Annotated in this window: 11 protein-coding genes and 1 pseudogene; 5 read left to right on the top strand and 7 right to left on the bottom strand. The window is 70.7% G+C overall.

Annotated features, from left to right (window positions below):
• The first annotated feature begins 938 nt into the window (after positions 1–938).
• On the top strand, positions 939–1457 hold the full coding sequence (locus OFY01_RS00835) for a MarR family winged helix-turn-helix transcriptional regulator (RefSeq protein ID WP_266595254.1): 519 nt from the start codon (positions 939–941) through the stop codon (positions 1455–1457).
• Between the two features lie 139 nt (positions 1458–1596).
• The gene (locus tag OFY01_RS00830; RefSeq protein ID WP_266595252.1) at positions 1597–3684 is read left to right on the top strand and encodes an MMPL family transporter; all 2088 of its coding nucleotides are present in this window, start codon (positions 1597–1599) and stop codon (positions 3682–3684) included.
• A 188-nt stretch (positions 3685–3872) separates the two neighbouring features.
• Here OFY01_RS00830 and OFY01_RS00825 read toward each other — a convergent pair whose 3' ends face one another.
• Genes OFY01_RS00825 through OFY01_RS00805 form a run of 5 tightly spaced genes read right to left on the bottom strand, consistent with a single transcriptional unit; the run spans position 3873 to position 8385 of the window.
• The gene (locus tag OFY01_RS00825) at positions 3873–4124 is read right to left on the bottom strand and encodes a transposase (RefSeq protein WP_407700252.1); all 252 of its coding nucleotides are present in this window, start codon (positions 4122–4124) and stop codon (positions 3873–3875) included.
• Positions 4125–4178: 54 nt separating this feature from the next.
• Positions 4179–5081 (bottom strand): LysR family transcriptional regulator, encoded by a 903-nt coding sequence (locus OFY01_RS00820; protein ID WP_266595249.1) that lies wholly within the window; start codon positions 5079–5081, stop codon positions 4179–4181.
• A 19-nt stretch (positions 5082–5100) separates the two neighbouring features.
• Positions 5101–6048 carry an acyl-CoA dehydrogenase family protein gene (locus OFY01_RS00815; RefSeq protein ID WP_266595248.1) on the bottom strand — a complete coding sequence of 316 codons (948 nt, stop codon included), beginning with the start codon at positions 6046–6048 and terminating at the stop codon, positions 5101–5103.
• Positions 6045–7193, bottom strand: coding sequence for an acyl-CoA dehydrogenase family protein (locus tag OFY01_RS00810; RefSeq protein ID WP_266595246.1), 1149 nt, complete (start codon positions 7191–7193; stop codon positions 6045–6047). The genes OFY01_RS00815 and OFY01_RS00810 overlap by 4 nt, the downstream gene beginning before the upstream one ends.
• Before the next feature lie 13 nt (positions 7194–7206).
• The gene (locus tag OFY01_RS00805; protein WP_266595245.1) at positions 7207–8385 is read right to left on the bottom strand and encodes a CaiB/BaiF CoA transferase family protein; all 1179 of its coding nucleotides are present in this window, start codon (positions 8383–8385) and stop codon (positions 7207–7209) included.
• 404 nt (positions 8386–8789) lie between these two features.
• Here OFY01_RS00805 and OFY01_RS00800 point away from each other — a divergent pair, with 404 nt between their 5' ends.
• Entirely contained in the window at positions 8790–10193 is a 1404-nt protein-coding gene (locus tag OFY01_RS00800; RefSeq protein ID WP_266595244.1) for a CoA transferase, read from the top strand.
• A 332-nt stretch (positions 10194–10525) separates the two neighbouring features.
• On the opposite strand, the gene OFY01_RS00795 is transcribed toward OFY01_RS00800, so the two are convergent.
• Both OFY01_RS00795 and OFY01_RS00790 read right to left on the bottom strand, forming a co-directional pair.
• Positions 10526–11857, bottom strand: coding sequence for a HEAT repeat domain-containing protein (locus tag OFY01_RS00795; RefSeq protein ID WP_266595243.1), 1332 nt, complete (start codon positions 11855–11857; stop codon positions 10526–10528).
• A gap of 302 nt (positions 11858–12159) precedes the next feature.
• A complete protein-coding gene (locus tag OFY01_RS00790; protein ID WP_266595242.1) occupies positions 12160–12333 on the bottom strand; it encodes a hypothetical protein in 174 nt (57 codons plus the stop codon).
• Positions 12334–12542: 209 nt separating this feature from the next.
• On the opposite strand from OFY01_RS00790, the gene OFY01_RS00785 reads away from it, so the two are divergent.
• Positions 12543–15293 (top strand): tetratricopeptide repeat protein, encoded by a 2751-nt coding sequence (locus OFY01_RS00785; RefSeq protein ID WP_266595240.1) that lies wholly within the window; start codon positions 12543–12545, stop codon positions 15291–15293.
• Positions 15294–15516: 223 nt separating this feature from the next.
• Positions 15517–15636: pseudogene (locus OFY01_RS32490) on the top strand (IS5/IS1182 family transposase); the annotation flags it as partial.
• Between the last annotated feature and the right edge of the window lie 136 nt (positions 15637–15772).

The raw sequence follows: 15772 nt of genomic DNA, 5'->3' as shown, positions 1-15772 counted from the left end.
CGGAGTCACGCCATCTTCAACGCCCACCCAACCTCAAAGACACGCTCTCCCACAGACGACCTGACCAAGCACTACTAGGTGATCATCGGCTGCCGTTCAAGACTTCGCCACCAGTCTCAGAGCCACCTCAGAGGTTCCGGAGGCGCGGCCGCCGCGAGGTGACAACTCGTCCGTCGGGCGGACCACTCACATGAGCCATGCCTACGGCGGACAAGCGACACCGGGGTGCGCCTACGGTGACGTCTGGCTGGGGTCGGACTGCTCCGGTTCCGTGACCGGGTGCACCTGCGACATGCAGGTGCACCGAACTGGTGACAACCGCCATCGGCGACTCCGGGGTGACCTGTCTCTTTCCCGATGACGGGGAGCGCGGCTCTCGCGAAAGGACTCATTTCCGCGGGCGTCGTCGAATCCGGAATCGGTGGCGTGGCCACTTGTTGGACACCGGCAGTCATCAGGGACAGCGTCATGTGCTGAAATGTCATGTCATATGCCGGTATCCATGCCATGGCCTCCACTCTCGACGTGACGATCTAGCGCTGGTAACCGAGGCGAAGAGGGCCACTGTTACTCCACAAGACGGTCCGGGCGCCCTGGTCGAGTATCCGGAGTCCTGCCAGTTCGGCCTCGGCCCCTCGCGACGGCCCGTCGCTCGACCGGCGGGCCGTTCCGCGATGGCAGGACGGTCATCGCGCTCGCCGAGGTCTGTATCGGTCCGGCGCAGACCACTTCCGCCGCAGTGGGGCATCGACGGCCACTCGGTGATCTCGCCTTCGAGGTCGTGCGGAGAGTTCGGCGGGCAGGGCAGTGTCGTCGGCTTCCTCGTGGCCTCTTGCCTTTCCGCGTGCAGGGAGGGCGCAGAGCACTGCGCCGGGGAGGTCGCTCTAGCCGGTCGGCGCGGTCCCGGCTGCGCCCCGGGGCTCGGCTAGGGTGGGCGTATGGACAGCCCCGAACCGGACAGGACCGGCAACCCCCGAAGTCACGTGGCCTCCACGTCGCGGGCCTCGGCTCCGCATCCGGATCTGCAGGCCCTCGCTGTCCAGCTGCGCCGGCTCAACGGGGAGATCAACCGGTTGGTGCACGGTTTTGCCGCGAGCCAGGGACTGCACTCCACGGACGTCCAGGCGCTCGCCGCAGTGCTCGACTCCGAGGAACCGCTGACACCCAGCCTGCTGCGCAACCGCCTCGGGCTGACGTCCGGCGCGGTCAGTGCCTGCATCGACCGGCTCGAACGTGCCGGGCACATCACGCGGGTCCGGGAGAGCACCGATCGCAGAGTGGTGCATCTGCGCTATGTGCCGGGCGCCCAGGCGCAGGCACGCAGATACTTCAGCCCGCTCGCCGAGGCGACCGAGCGGGTGCGCGGCTGCTTCAGCGGCGAAGAACTGGCCGTCACACTCAGGTTCCTCAGCGCCCTCGCCGAAGAACTGGCCGAGGCCAGGCCGCCCAGGCCGTAGTCGGCAAGCCGCGCCCGCCGCATCCGGATCGTCGTCGCGCGCGGAAGAAAGTGCACGGAGAAGCAACACCGCAAAACTACTCAACCATTAAGATACTTTATTATTGAGTATAATCGTGCCGTCGTCCCTCTGGAGAATCATGAACCGCCCGCCACGCGGCGCTCGTTGGCTCGTGCCCCTCGTCCTGTTGCTGGTCTGGCTCGCCGTCGGCGGAACCCTCGGCCCGTACGCCGGGCGCCTCGGCGAGGTCGCGACGAACGACCAGGCGGCCTTCCTGCCGAGCAAGGCGGAGTCGACCCGTGTGATCGACGCGCAGCGCGCGTTCCAGGCCGAGGAGACCCTGCCCGCGATCGTCGTGTGGACCTCGGACGACCGAGGCACGTTGGACGCCCGGCAGCAGAGCGAGGCGACCCGTGCGATGGCGGCACTGCGCGGGACCCCGGGAGTGGTGGGCGAGGCGTCCCCCGCCGTGCCCTCCCACGACATGAAGGCGCTCCAGGCCGTCGTGCAACTGCGCCCCGACCTCGGCGACAGCCTCCCCGCAACGCTCGACGCGGTCAAGAAGAGGGCGGCGGACGTCCCGGGCGCCACGGCCGCCGTCGCCGGACCCGCCGCGAGCCAGGTCGACCTCTCCGACGCATTCGCGGGGATCGACGGACTCCTCCTCCTCGTCGCCCTGGCCACGGTCCTGGTGATCCTCCTCCTGGTATACCGCAGCGTCCTGCTCCCGTTCGTGATCATCCTGGGCGCCGTGTTCGCGCTCGGTGCCGCGTGCGCCGTCGTCTATGTCCTCGCGGACCACGACATCGTGCGCGTCGACGGGCAGGTCCAGGGCATCCTCTCGATCCTGGTGATCGGCGCCGCCACCGATTACTCCCTGCTCCTGACCGCCCGCTTCCGGGAGGAACTCGCCGCAGGCGCCGACCGGTTCATCGCGATGCGCGCGGCGCTGCGCCGGTCGAGCGGGGCGATCGTCGCCAGCGCCGCCACCGTCGCGCTCGGCTTGCTCGCTCTGCTGCTGAGCGACCTCACCAACAACCGGGCGCTCGGCCCGGTCGGCGCGATCGGCATCGTCTGTGCCGTACTCAGCTCCCTCACTTTCCTGCCCGCCGTGCTGGTGCTCCTCGGCAACGCCGCCTACTGGCCGGCGCGTCCGCGCCCCGCCGAGGCCGGCGGTGGCGGTCACGGCGTATGGCGCCGTATCGCGCGTACGGTGAAGCGGGCCCCGCGCAGGATCTGGGCCGTCGCGCTGGCCGGGCTGCTCGCCTGCGCCGCCTTCGCCCCCACGCTGAACGCGAAGGGTGTACCGTTCAACGAGATCTTCGTCAACGACGCCCCCTCGGTGGCCGCGCAGCACACGCTGGCCGCCCACTTCCCCGGCGGCACCGGTAACCCGGCCGTGGTGATCGCCGACGCCGGGCACCAGGACGCGGTGATCGCCCGGGCCAGGCACACCGAGGGCGTGGCGAACGCGGTGGCACTGGGCCGCGGAGGCAGGCCGGGTGACGGACCCGCCCAAGTGGTGGACGGCAGGATCCGGGTCGACGTCACCCTCAAGGACCCGGCCGACAGCGACGCGGCCAAGGAGACGATCTCCCGCCTCCGTCCGGCGCTGCACGGCGTCGACGGGGCCGACGCCCTGGTCGGGGGCTACACCGCGCAGCAGTACGACACCCAGCAGACGGCGGAGCACGACCGGACCCTGATCGTGCCCGTCGTCCTCGCCATCATCCTCGTGATCCTGGTCGTCCTGCTGCGCTCCCTCCTCATGCCGCTGCTTCTCGTGGCGACGGTCGCGCTCAACTTCCTTGCCACGCTGGGCATTTCGTCGCTCGTCTTCCATCACATCCTCGGATTCACCGGCATCGACGCCTCCGTACCGCTCTACGGATTCGTGTTTCTGGTCGCGCTCGGCGTGGACTACAACATCTTCCTGATGTCCCGGGCGCGCGAGGAGTCGCTGGAGCACGGGGCCCGCGACGGCATACTGCGGGCCCTCGTCGCGACAGGCGGCGTGATCACATCGGCCGGAGTGGTACTCGCGGCCACCTTCGCCGCCCTGGGAGTCATCCCACTCGCGTTCATGGTGCAGATCGCCTTCATCGTGGCGTTCGGCGTGCTCCTCGACACGTTGGTCGTACGGTCCTTGCTGGTGCCGGCGCTCGTACGGGACATCGGTCCGACGTCCTGGTGGCCCGGCCGCCTGAGCCGCCGCGCCGACCAGTGATCGCTCCGCACGCCAGAGGAAGGATCAGTAAACAGCTGTTGTGGTTGCGTCCTGGGAAGTGGTGTACCGGTTCCCACCTGATCCGGGTGTTTGGCCTGGCGTCGGAGTGAGGGCCCGGATATGAGAACGGCCACCGGCTGATCTTCGAGATGTCGAAGCTCGAAGGAGATCAGCCGGTGGCCGTTCGTCTATGCGGGCACCATCCCGATGCCGGAGCCAGCCCCCGGATCAGGTCCGACCCGTACACCACTTCCCAGGACGCAACCCACGGTCACGGGGGTCGAACCGTTGCGCCGCCACTGTGACACCCAGGTGTGCGGCGTGCGCGAGTGGATGCCGAGTTCCTCGGCGACCTCCGGGATCGGCCTCCTGGTCTCAATCACCATGCGTACAGCACCCTCACGAAACTCGGGCGTGTACGTCCGCTGCTTGGATCTCATGAACCTCAACTTCCCCTGCAATCAAGGGCACCACGCTCCGAGGGGAGGGACAAGTCAGGAGCCCTCACTCAACCAGGTGTCGGTGTGTCTCAGCAGCGCGAGCACGGCCGGGTCGGGCGTGGGCCGGTGGACGGCGAAGACAGGGATCGCGTCCTTGGCGCCGTCGTCGGTCAGCGGGACGACGCGGACACCGGGGAAGGACAGCGCGGCGGTGTGTTCGGAGACCACGGAAACGCACAGGCCGGAGGTGACGTAGCTGAGCAACCCGGTGAGGTCCTCGGCCCGGGCACGGACCTGGGGCAGGAAGCCGGCCTGACGGAACATCAGTGTGCAGACACGGACCAGGTCGGGCGCGGACCGCTCGCTGAGGAGAACCCACGGGTCCTGCTGGAGGCTGGACAGCGCGAGCTCTGTCGCGCCCGCGAGCGGATGCGCCTCGGGCAGGGCGACGGCGATCCGCTCGCGGCCGATCTCTCGTATGTCCATGTCCTCGCTGCGCGGCGGAACGGTGCGGATGAAGGCGAGGTCGAGTGAACCCAGCCGCAGGGCCTCGACCAGGGCCGTGGAAGATGCCTGCGTCAACCGCAGTCTGAGGTCGGGCAGTTGACGTGACAGAGCGGACAGCAATCGTGGTACGTGCCAGTGCCCGAAGCTGGGGACGTAGCCGACACGGATCTCTCCCGCGTCCCCCGAGGCGATCCGGCGGGCGCGGTCGAGCGCGGCTCTTTGAGCGTCCAGCAGGCTCCGGGCGTCGGCGGCGAAAGCCGCGCCCGCCGGGGTCAGTTCGACGCCGCGAGTGCCCCGGTCGAGCAGTCGGACCCCTACGATCCGCTCCAGGCGCTGGATGGCCTGGCTGAGCGAAGGCTGACTCATTGTCAGCCGTTCGGCCGCCCGGCCGTAGTGCTTCTCCTTGGCAAGTACCATGAACTGCTCCAGCAGGCGCGGTGTGAGGTCCATACGGAGATCATATGGAGCGTCAATTGGCGCCGGTGAGCAAAGACCAGAGCTGTTCGGGCCGCTGTGTGAGCGCCGCGCGGCCGAGGCGGGCTGACCAGTACGCCTCGTCCCCGTCCTCGTCGCGCCAGGACCACAAACGGGTGGTGGCGAGACGGAGTTCGCTCAGCTCGGTGAAGCCGATCGCGCCGTGCAGCTGGTGGGCGATCCGGGCGATCTCGGCGACCGAGGCCGATGCCTGCGCCTTGGCGGCGGCGACCTCGAACCGGGCCTCGGCACCGAGTCGTTCGAGGGCTTCACCGGCGGCCTCGACGGCCGCGCCGACCAGGGCGGACTCCTCGATCAGCCGGGCTTCCTCCTGCTTGACTGCCTGGAAGTGGCCCAGCGGGCGGCCGAACTGGATCCGTGTCGCCGTGTGCGCCACGGTCAGCTGCACGCAGCGCTGGGCCGCCCCGGCCATCAGCGCGGCCCGGGACAGTGCGGCTCGCAGCTCGAACTCGCTGAGCAGCTCGGGGGTGACGGGCCGGGCGAGCTCGGCGGGGACCTGGTAGTCGGACAGGTGCAGGGTGTCGCGGGGCTCCCCGGCCAGGTTGGCCCCTGTCTCGACGCTGGTGCGGGCGGGGTCGACGGGGAACAGTACGGGCCCGCCGGGCCCCTGTGCCGCGACCAGCACGGTGGCGCCGCGTGCCCCGGGCACGCGGGGCAGGGTGCCGCAGACGCGTAGCGCGGCGTCATCGCCCATGGTTCCGGCCGGTCCGACGTGGAAGACGGCGGGGTGGGCCCAGCGGATGACCAGGCCGGTGGCCAGACAGTACGTCAGAGGCCCTTCCCGCAGAGCGAGTTCGGCGCGCTCGGCCAGCGGGCGGGCGACGAAGGTGTCCTCGGTCAGTGGTGCGGACCCGGCTGCGGATCCCGTCCCGGCGGTGCATCCAGCGGTACGGACCCTGGCAAGCTGCTGCGGGATACTCATGACTGCTGCTCCTTGTGCTCGACGGCGCGGGTGATGATGCCGCGCAGGATTTCGTTGGTGCCGCCGCGCAGGGTGTAGGCGGGGGTGTGCAGCAGCGCCAGGGCCAGGAGTTCGGGGTAGGTGCCGGGGGTGGCCCCGGCGTCGGCGGCGACCGGCAGGATCCGGCGGACCTCGTGGACCAGCTCGCCCTCGAGCCGGGTGCCGAGGTCCTTGACCAGGGCGGCCTGCACGTCGGCCGGGCGGCCCTCGTCCAGCGCGGCGGCCACCCCCAGCGACAGCTGCCGCACCGCGTACAGCCGTGCCATCAGTGCGCCCAGGCGGACCTGCTGGTCGGCGGTGGCCGCCTTGTCGGACAGCTCCCGCACCACCGCGACCAGCAGCGGGAAGGTGCTCAGGTACCGCTCGGGGCCACTGCGTTCGAAGGCGAGTTCGCCGGTGACCTGTGCCCAGCCGTCGCCCTCCTTGCCGAGCAGCATGCCGTCGGGGACCTCGACGCCGTCCAGGTGGAAGTAGTTGAAGGTGTGCTCGCCGGTCAGCAGGCGGATCGGCTCCACTCGCACGCCGGGGGCGCGCAGGTCGACGATGAACTGGCTGAGTCCTTGGTGGCGGTCCTCGTGCTCGCTGGTGCGGGCCAGAACGATCGCGTAGTCGTTGCAGTGCGCGCCGCCGGTCCACTTCTTGGTGCCGGTCAGCCGCCAGCCACCTGCGACCCGCTCGGCGCGGGTCTGCACGCTGGCCAGGTCGGATCCGGCCTGCTCCTCGCTCATGCCGATGGAGAAGAAGCAGCGCCCCTCGGCGATCGCGGGCAGGAAGCGCTTCTTCTGCTCCTCGCTGCCGTGGTTCAGGATCGAGGGCGCGGCCTGCCGGTCGGCGACCCAGTGCGCGGAGACGGGGGCACCGGCGGCGAGCAGCTCCTCGATGACCACCACCCGGGCGAGGAAGCCCAGCCCGCCGCCCCCGTACTCCTTGGGGAGGGCCATGCCTACCCAGCCCCGCTCGGCGAGTCGGCGGCTGAACTCCGGGTGCCAGCCGGTGAGCCAGGAGTCGGGGCGTCCCAGCACTGTGCCGCGGGCGCGCTCCTCGGACAGGAACCGGCGTACCTCCCGGCGCAGTTCGAGGGTTTGGACGGACTGTAGTGCGGTCATGTCCTTCTCCTTGTCAGACGGTGTGCGCGGGGCGCAGCAGGTTCGGGTCGAAGCCGGCCTCGCGCAGCACCTGTTCGGTGTGCTCGCCGACGGCCGGGCAGGGCCGCAGCGGCGGTTCGGGGTCGGCGGAATAGCGCACCGGCCGGCCGATGGACCGGTAGGGGCCCTCGGTGGGGTGGACGGCTTCGGTGAGTACGCCGCCCTCTCGGGCGTAGTCGGTGGCGGCGGCCGAGGCGATGGAGTGCACCGGGGCGGCGGGGATGCTGACGCGGTGGCAGAACTCCTGCCAGCTGGTGGTGGTGTGCCGGCGGGCGAGTTCGTCGAGTACCGGGTAGAGCTCGTCGGCGTTGGCCGCGCGCAGGGCGCGGGTGGCGAAACGCGGGTCCTCGGCCAGGTCGGGCCGACCCGCGAAGGTGGTGAAGTCGCGCCAGTTGCGGTCGCTGTGCGGCAGGATGCACATCCAGCCGTCGGCGGTGCGCTGGGCCCGGCGGGCACGGCTCATCGAGCGGGGCGCGCCGAAGGGGCCGTCCGGCTCGAGAACCGCCTGGCCGAGGTGCTCGACCAGGTTGAAGGCCATCATCACATCGGCCATCGGCACCTCGATGTGCTGGCCGCCGCCACCGTTCGCGCGGTGGTGCAGGGCGGCGAGCACGGACTGGGTGATCTGCAGGCCGCAGATCTTGTCGACCAGCAGCGTGGGCACGAAGTGCGGTTCCCCGCTGGCCTGCTGGTTGAGCCAGACCAGTCCGGAGACGGCCTGGATGATGTCGTCGTACGCGGCCAAGGTGCCGAGCTCGCTGTCGCTGCGGAAGCCCTGGGCGTTGACCTGAATCAACTCCGGGTTCACTGCGGCCAGTTCCTCGGGGGTGAGTCGGAGCCGGACGAGGGCCTGCGGTCGGATGTTGGTGAGGAACACGTCCGCCGTGCGCAGCAGCGCGAGCAGCGCGTCGCGGCCGTGCGGGGCCTTCAGGTCGAGGGCGACGCTGCGCTTGTTGCGGTTGAGGTTGAGGGCCGCGCCGCCCATGCCGGTGTGTCGCAGCGGCGGGTAGCTGCGCGTCATGTCGCCGGCGGGCGGCTCGACCTTGATGACGTCCGCGCCCAGGTCGCCGAGCTGCTGGGCGGCGTAGGGCACCATGATGACACTGCCGAGCTCGACGACGCGGACGCCGGTCAGCATTCCTTTGTCGGGCATCTCGCCTCCATTTCGGATTGTTGCGGTGGAACCAGAGAAGCCCGCTGAGTGGCGTCGCGTCCAATACCAATGATTCGATGGAGATTTGAACCCGAACGTATGACGGCAGGTCGGCGGCGGCCGATAGGACGGGTCATATCGGCGGCGAGCGCCCCGCATATGGACCTCACTGGAATGCCTGTCCTCAAATTTCCGCAGGTCAGCTCAGTGACGTAGGCAATCGCCAATCGGCGTCGGGAGAGATTCGAATGATGCGGGCTTTGCCTGGCCGTCGGTCGTTCACCGGGCTCTACGACCCGTCATACGGCAGGGCCTATCAGTGCTGCCTGCGGTTCGTATTGGACGCGCTCGGATTCCAGGGGTTTTCTTGGGGCACCGGAACTCCTTCTGATGGGAAGCCTCTTATGACCAGCACTCCCCATGACGCACTCGAAGGTCTCTACCGTGAGCTCGGCATCAGCGCCGCGGAGGCCGGTGGCAAGGTCACGATCACCGGCGCCGACCCCGTCACCCCCTCCGTGCACCGGATCGGAGACGCGGCCGCGGCCGCCCTCGCGGCGCTCGGTACGGAGGTCGCCGCACTGTGGAAGGATCGCGGCGGGGACGGCCAGGACGTCACTGTCACGGTCGAGTCGGCCGTGCAGCAGTTGATGGCCGTGTTCCTGACCAGCGCCAACGGTGTACCGATCACGGAGCTCGCGGAGGACCCCAACCTGCTCGGCCACAGCGACTTCTACCGCGCTGGCGACGGCCGCTACATCTACGTCCTCCTGTCCTACCCGGCCCTGCGCGACCTCGCCTGCGAGGTGCTGGGTTGCCCGCCCAGCCGCGAGCGGCTGGCGGACGCCGTCGCGCATTGGGACGCGTTCGCGCTGGAGGAGGCGATCTGCTCGCGCGGCGGCACCGCGATCGCCGTGCGGACGCAGGCGGAGTGGCGCGAGCACCCGCAGGGGCGGCTGCTCGACGCGGGCCCGCTGATCCACCTGGAGAAGCTGGGCGACAGTGCCGCCGAGCCCTTCCCCGCCGGAGCCGAACTTCCGCTTTCCGGTGTGCGCGTACTGGACAACACCCACGTCATCGCCGGTCCGATCGCCGCACGGATGGCCGCTGAGCTGGGCGCGGACGTGCTGCACCTGTCCTCCCCCAGGCACCCCGATCCCAACGGCATGATCATCGAGACCGGCATCGGCAAGCGCGCTGCCTTCTGCGATCTGCTCGACCCCGTAGCGGCCAGGGGGTTCCGCCGTGTGCTGGCCGACGCCGACGTTTATGTGAGCAACTACCTGAATCTGGATGCCAAGGGCTTCGGACCGCGGGCGCTGGCCGAGGCCCGCCCCGGGCTCGTGTTGCTGGACTTCCACGGCTGGGGCAGCACCGGGCCCTGGTACCGGCGCGGCGGCTTCGACCAGCTCGCCTGTGCGGCCAGCGGGTTCTCAGCCGAGGAGGGCTCCTTCGACGGGCCGCGACTGCCTCCCACCTACCTGCTCAACGACTACCTTGCGGCGATCGTCGGCGCGGCCGGGGTGGTGGAGGCGCTGCGCCGCCGGGCCCGCGAGGGCGGGACCTACCGGGTGCACGTGGACCTGGCCAAGGTCTCGATGTGGGTGCAGGACCTCGGGCTGCTGCCGCGCGAGCAGGTCCGTGAACTGCCCGCTCCCGATCCCACCGACGCAGTCGGACAACTGGCCACTGTCGAGGGTCCGTTCGGCAGCGTCCGCTACCTGCCGACCCGGATCGCGTACTCGACCCTGCGCCCGTCCCTCACCCGTTGCGCCGAGCCGCTCGGCGCCTCCCCCCTGGCCTGGTGACCACGGTGTGTACCGGGGATGTCGCCCAGCCGCTCACCGCCCCGGGCGGGCTCCCCCGCGTACCCGCTTCCTCCGTACCGTTTCACCGACCGCGAGTACCTGACCCCCGCCCACCGGACCGATCCGGCCGCGGCCCTGCGCCGGCCGGCGCCCGAGCCGCCGACCGTGCCCGAGCCGGCGACACCCGGCCGTTGGACCGGGAGAGGACCGCGCCGAACTCGCTGCCCCGGCCTGCCTGTCGGCGTCGACCGCGGCTACGACGGAGCGGCCTTGGGTCCGTTGAGTCAAGTCCGGGGCCTTCGCCTGGCGGGTGAGACATTTGAACCGGGGCGCTACTGGGGAGGCCGCGGAAGGGGGTCGGCGAGGATCGCGCGGCGGGTGCCGAGCGCGGCGGCCAGCAGGCATTCGTCCAGCCACATCTCCTCGTCGCGGGTGGAGTCGTTGACGGGGATGCGGGTAGCCCTGTCGATCAGGGACTCCACGGCCGGCAGGGCGGGGCGTGCGTGGCCGCCCAACCGGGCGAGAGCCGCCAGGTAGTACTCACCGATCGCGTAGTCGGCCAGGTGCGGTGTCATGAGGGCGAGCAGCCGCGGCAGTACCGAAGGGCCGGCGTGCCTCAGCCACAGCGGAGAGCACTCCGCCTGTGAACGGCCTGAGTGACGGAAGGTCAGGTTGTACAACTGGGCCGCCTGCCGGAAGGTCAGTGGGCCGACGTCCAGCAGGGCCCCGAAGATCTCGGGGGCGTGCGTGAGGCGGGCGATGCCTACGGGCTTGGTGGCGAGGAGCGCGGCGGCGGATGCGCTGTCGTACGACGGCCCTGCGGGTGGCATCCGGCGAGCCTGCGGAAACGGTGTGCAGGGGACTTCGGCGAGGAGGGCTCTGTGCGTCCGCTTCGCCGCCTCGGAGATCGAAGCAGTCGTGAGGGCCGCGCCCAGAGACGGGGTGAGCGTTCGGCCGCCGTGCTGGACGAGTAGCGGCAGCAGCCTGACCGGCGCCGCCCGCCAGTCATGGCACGCCTCGCGGGCCAGGTCGGCGCCGATGTCGCGGGTGGCGGGGTCGGCGAGGAGGCGGGCCACGAGAGCATAGGTGTCGTGCTCGCGCCTCAGTCCGTACAGGGTTCGACCCCAGATACGTCCGATGTCCTCCAAGTGGTGCGCAGCCTCCCGGACGTCGCTGAGGAGGGCGGTGTCCAGGGAAGGCCATCGCGTGGGTGTCGCTGTCCGCAGCGTCTCCAGGTGGGCGAGTAAGCGGATCGACGCGAGGTCATCGTCCGCCAGGCGGACAGCGGTTGGACCGAGTGCCCTGGCCAGGATGGTGCGCACGACAGGATCGGCGAGTTCGCCGAGGACGGAGAGGACCGAAGCGGGCTGCCCGCCGTGGCCGAAGAGGCAGGCGGCTCGGCGCCGCACCTCCTCGTCGCTGTCGCTGAGCCGGGCCAGTGCGGCGTCGACAGCCTCTGGCCAGGGCCGCTCGCGGGCCAGGTCGCCGAGGAGGTCCATGGCCTCTCGGCGTACGAAGGGGGTTTCGGCGTGGGTGAGTCGGAGCAGCCGGGTGGCGACGGGGCCAGTGCGGTCGGCGCGTACGGCCTCGAAGAGCGCGATACGGGAAGGGTGCGCCGGTGTCGTGGCGGTGCCGTCGGCCACGGCCTCGTCCGGCCACATCATCGGGCGGAGCGGAGGTCGCCCTTCCGCTCGGGGGACTTGATCATACGGCCGATCGTCCCACACGCCACAACGACTCGGACAGCGACTTTGCGCCATCTCCCTGCTGCCACGGTCGGGAACACGGACGGTGTTCTCAGCTCCTTGGCGGCCCTTGTCCGCCCAGCAGATGGCCTCAGCGCCTGCGCCTACGTCTGCGCGTGCGCATGCGCGTGCGGCGATGACGCTGTGTCGGCGTCGACCGGCAGCAGCGTTCCGCGCAGACGGGCGAAGGCGAGAGCGGGCGGGGCCCTGCCGCCCCGCACTCAGGTGTGACGCTTCATCAGGAGGATCTTCAGTGTCTCGCGTGCATCCCGCCGCCGTGCTGGGCTGCGCGCGAGGATCGAAGCGGCGGCGACAGTTGCCACGCCGGCGGTGAAGAGGACCCCGCTGGCCCCGGCGAGCAGAGCACAATCGTCGATCAGTGACAGCACGGACATGACGGGAGTACCTCCTGGAGTGGTCCGGGTCGGTTAACTCCGCCCGGGTGAACACCATTTGGCTTGACCACCGGGCACGGTAGGTTCGAGGCCGAACAAGCCCGGAGAACTTCGAACACGGCGCTGGGGGCTCGGTGGCAAAAGCGGCTGGGGGGCAGTCGCCTCGGGACGTGGCGCTGGGAGCGCTGAGCACCGCTCTGCGGACTGAGATGACAAAGCGGGGATGGAGCCAATCAGACCTGGCCAGGGAGTCCAACGTGCCGGTCAGTACGCTCTCGGGCATCCTCAACGGCCGCTCCGCGGGGCACAGTTCGAACTTCACTATGATCCTGGACGCGCTCTTCCCCGGCACAAAGACGGTTGCGGCGGTCGGCAGGCTGCGAGGCAAGCAGGAGGCCGAAGTACAGCGACGGCAGTCCGAAGCCCGTCAGGCGCTCACTGGGCTGTGGGACGAGGCCACCCGGCGTATCTCGCCCAACGGCGGGAGGTCCGGGCGTTCGTCCGCACGGTCGCGCGGACCGGTCGAGCCGCCGGCTCCTGGGCCGGAGGGCACGGGCGCGGGGGCGCGGGGCGACAGCGCGCCGCACGTGGACCAGTTCACCCGGCGTGCCTTGCTGGGCATCCACGAGGCGATCCCGCTGCCGGCCGACGCCGACTCCGACGCGGATCTCGCGGTCGACCTGCCCCTGTATGTCGCCCGCGACGTCGACACGCAGCTGCGCGCGGCCCTCACCGGCTTCAAGACCACTGGGGGTTTCGCCCTTCTCCTGGGGGGTCCTGCGGCGGGAAAGACCCGGACGGCGCACGAGGCCCTGCTCGCCGTCGTTCCGGACTGGACGTTCGTGGTGCCGGCCGACGGCGCGTCCGTGGAAACCCTGGCCGCCGACTTCCCGGCTGACGGCGGGAGTGCCGGGATCGTGCTGTGGCTCGACGAGTTGCAGAGCTTCCTGGCCGGACCTGTCCCGCTCGCCGCCGCGACGGTACGGAGCCTGCTCGCTGAAGCCGCACCGCCCGTGATCATCGTCGGCACCATGTGGCCGGATGTCTACGAGCGTCTGCGCGCGGTCGGCGCGGGCCGCGGCAGCGGCGACCGCGGCGAGGGCCCGGCCGGGAGCCTGCCGGAGGAGATCCGCGCGTCGGCCCGCAACGCGCGCGAGGTACTCGCCATGGCCCAGCGGTTCGACCTCGCGGCGTTCCGGCCGGGCGAGTGGGAGCGAGCCGCGGCCGTGGCCGCGGCCGACCCGCGCATCGCCCACGCGTTACGGCACAAGGGCGACTTCAGCCTGCCCCAGGTCTTGGCCGGCGTCCCGGAGCTTCTCCATCGCTGGAACACCGCCGACCAGCCGTACGGCAAGGCAATCCTCACAGCGGCCGTCACCGCCCGCCGCGCCGGGCACCGGCTCGCTGTGCCCGGCGGCTTCCTGGAGGCGGTGGCGCCCTCGTTCCTGAACGGCAGACAGCGGGCCGCGGCGGGCGCCGCCTGGTTCGACGACGCCCTCGCGTGGGCCTGCGAACCCGTCTTCCCGCACACTGAGATCGCGCTGCTGAGCCCGTGCGGGCAGACCATGGGCCGCGTCGACGGCTACCGGGTTTCCGATGTACTCGCCCGTCACCTGGACATCAACTGGCTCACTGTTCCGCCTGATGTGTGGCCGGTGATGGTCGCCGCGGCCGACCCGGAGGCGCGCAGGCAGATCGGCTACAACGCCATGAAGGCCGGCTACCCGGACGTGGCCCGCGCCGCCTTTCAGGACGAGGCTGACCGGGGCGACCTCAACGCCATGTTCGATCTGGGGCTGCTCGCTTCCTCCGAAGGCGATCCCGACGAGGCACGCCACATGCTGACCTCGGTCGCCGAGAGCGGCTATCCGCTCGCGATGTACAACCTCGCCGGCGTGCTGCACGGCCAAGGTGACCTCGACGGCGCGCGTCATTGGTATCGCCGCGCCGCCGAGGCCGGCACGGTCTTCGCCATGATCAAGCTCGGGGAGTTGCTCTACGCGCTGGGCGAGCGGGAAGAGGGCCTTGCCTGGGTCCGCCGTGCGGTGGATTACGGCGGGCAGGCCGCCATGACCTCGTACGCCCAACTCCTGCGCGCCGAGGGTCTGATCGCCGCAGCCCGCCACTGGCTGGTGCGGGCCGCCGAGGAGCAGTACTCACCGGCCCGCCAGTTGCTCGCCGCCCAGCTCTACGAGGACGGCGACGTGGCCGGCGCGCGCCGATGGCTGACCGTGGCGGCCGAGGACACCGCTGGCTCGAACGTCCATCGCACGTCGGCGATGCACGCGCTGGGCGAGATGTACCGGCATCTGGGCGACCTCGACAGGGCGCGCGGCTGGTGGGAGCGGGCGGCGGATCTGCCGCCGTTCCGCAGAGGCAAGGTCAACCCGGCCGGGGTCGTGTCGATGTATGCCCTCGGCCTCCTGGCACATCAGCAGGAGGATGTCTCAACAGCCCGACGGTGGTTCTGCCGCGCGGCCGAAGCCGGCAGCACCGACGCTGTGTACGCACTGGGTGTGATGGCGCACGCGGAGGGCGACACGGTGGCGGCCGGCCGGTTCTGGCGGCGGGCCGCGGAGTCCGGGCAAGTCGACGCGATGCTTCGGCTGGGGTGGCAGGCCGCTCGGCAGGGCGACGTCCCGGACTGCGCGCACTGGCTCTCCCAGGCCGCCGAGAAGGGCAGCGGCATTGCGGAAATGGCTCTCGGCGTACTGTTCTCCGAAACTGACCCGACGGCTGCCCGCCACTGGCTCGCCCGTGCCGCCGAACGCGGGATTCCCCGGGCCGTCGGCCTCTTGGCCAAAGCCCTGGAGCAGACCGGTGACGCGGCGGACGCCGAAGAGGCCCGGCGGTGGCGGGCCGGACGCCCTTCCGACGACGGCCCTTCCGACGACGGCCCCTTCGAGGACGTCTGTGCCGAGGACGGCCCTCCCGGGGGCCGTGGGCCACAGTCGGCGTAGGAGTAGGTCGACGGTTTCGGGCCAGGCTCGCTGGGCGTGTTGTGGGTGGTAGTCGGCCGGCCCCTGAAGACCACCGGGCGGTCTACCGGCGGGCTATGGCAGGCGTGCAAGGCGCGTGCGGGCGCGCCCGTAAAGACGCCTCCGTAGGCCGTGAGGCGCCGGTCGACGCCCGCGGGCGGCCAGGCCGGACGGTCAGCTTGGAAGGGGAACGCACGACGCACCGCACCGGGAAGTCCGCCCTCGCGTCGAACATGTCCTCGCGCGATCGGAGAGCTGGAAGACCCTGCGCTGCCGCCGGCTCACAGGCGACGGCGTCCGTTACGCCGTCGCCGGCATCGCACGCGATCCGGACGGCTCCGGCCGCGTCTGCGGCATGGCGTCGCCGAGGCTCCCGGGCCGCTTGGCCGCCTGCGGTGCGTCCTTCTCACCTGTGCCGCTGCCGTCGCCGAGCTGTACGGTCCTCCCACGCTGCCCTGGCA

It is taken from the genome of Streptomyces beihaiensis, from assembly GCF_026274175.1.
In the GTDB taxonomy this organism is placed as follows: domain Bacteria; phylum Actinomycetota; class Actinomycetes; order Streptomycetales; family Streptomycetaceae; genus Streptomyces; species Streptomyces beihaiensis.
The sequence above is the reverse complement of the archived record's forward strand: the minus strand, read 5'-3'. Positions and strand labels throughout refer to the sequence as shown.

What these genes read in the sequence shown, in the direction of transcription:
- OFY01_RS00835 (WP_266595254.1), top strand. Translation starts at nt 939, where the DNA reads ATGGACAGCCCCGAACCGGACAGGACCGGCAACCCCCGAAGTCACGTG.
- OFY01_RS00830 (WP_266595252.1), top strand. Translation starts at nt 1,597, where the DNA reads ATGAACCGCCCGCCACGCGGCGCTCGTTGGCTCGTGCCCCTCGTCCTG.
- OFY01_RS00825 (WP_407700252.1), bottom strand. Translation starts at nt 4,124, where the DNA reads ATGAGATCCAAGCAGCGGACGTACACGCCCGAGTTTCGTGAGGGTGCT.
- OFY01_RS00820 (WP_266595249.1), bottom strand. Translation starts at nt 5,081, where the DNA reads ATGGACCTCACACCGCGCCTGCTGGAGCAGTTCATGGTACTTGCCAAG.
- OFY01_RS00815 (WP_266595248.1), bottom strand. Translation starts at nt 6,048, where the DNA reads ATGAGTATCCCGCAGCAGCTTGCCAGGGTCCGTACCGCTGGATGCACC.
- OFY01_RS00810 (WP_266595246.1), bottom strand. Translation starts at nt 7,193, where the DNA reads ATGACCGCACTACAGTCCGTCCAAACCCTCGAACTGCGCCGGGAGGTA.
- OFY01_RS00805 (WP_266595245.1), bottom strand. Translation starts at nt 8,385, where the DNA reads ATGCCCGACAAAGGAATGCTGACCGGCGTCCGCGTCGTCGAGCTCGGC.
- OFY01_RS00800 (WP_266595244.1), top strand. Translation starts at nt 8,790, where the DNA reads ATGACCAGCACTCCCCATGACGCACTCGAAGGTCTCTACCGTGAGCTC.
- OFY01_RS00795 (WP_266595243.1), bottom strand. Translation starts at nt 11,857, where the DNA reads ATGATGTGGCCGGACGAGGCCGTGGCCGACGGCACCGCCACGACACCG.
- OFY01_RS00790 (WP_266595242.1), bottom strand. Translation starts at nt 12,333, where the DNA reads ATGTCCGTGCTGTCACTGATCGACGATTGTGCTCTGCTCGCCGGGGCC.
- OFY01_RS00785 (WP_266595240.1), top strand. Translation starts at nt 12,543, where the DNA reads ATGACAAAGCGGGGATGGAGCCAATCAGACCTGGCCAGGGAGTCCAAC.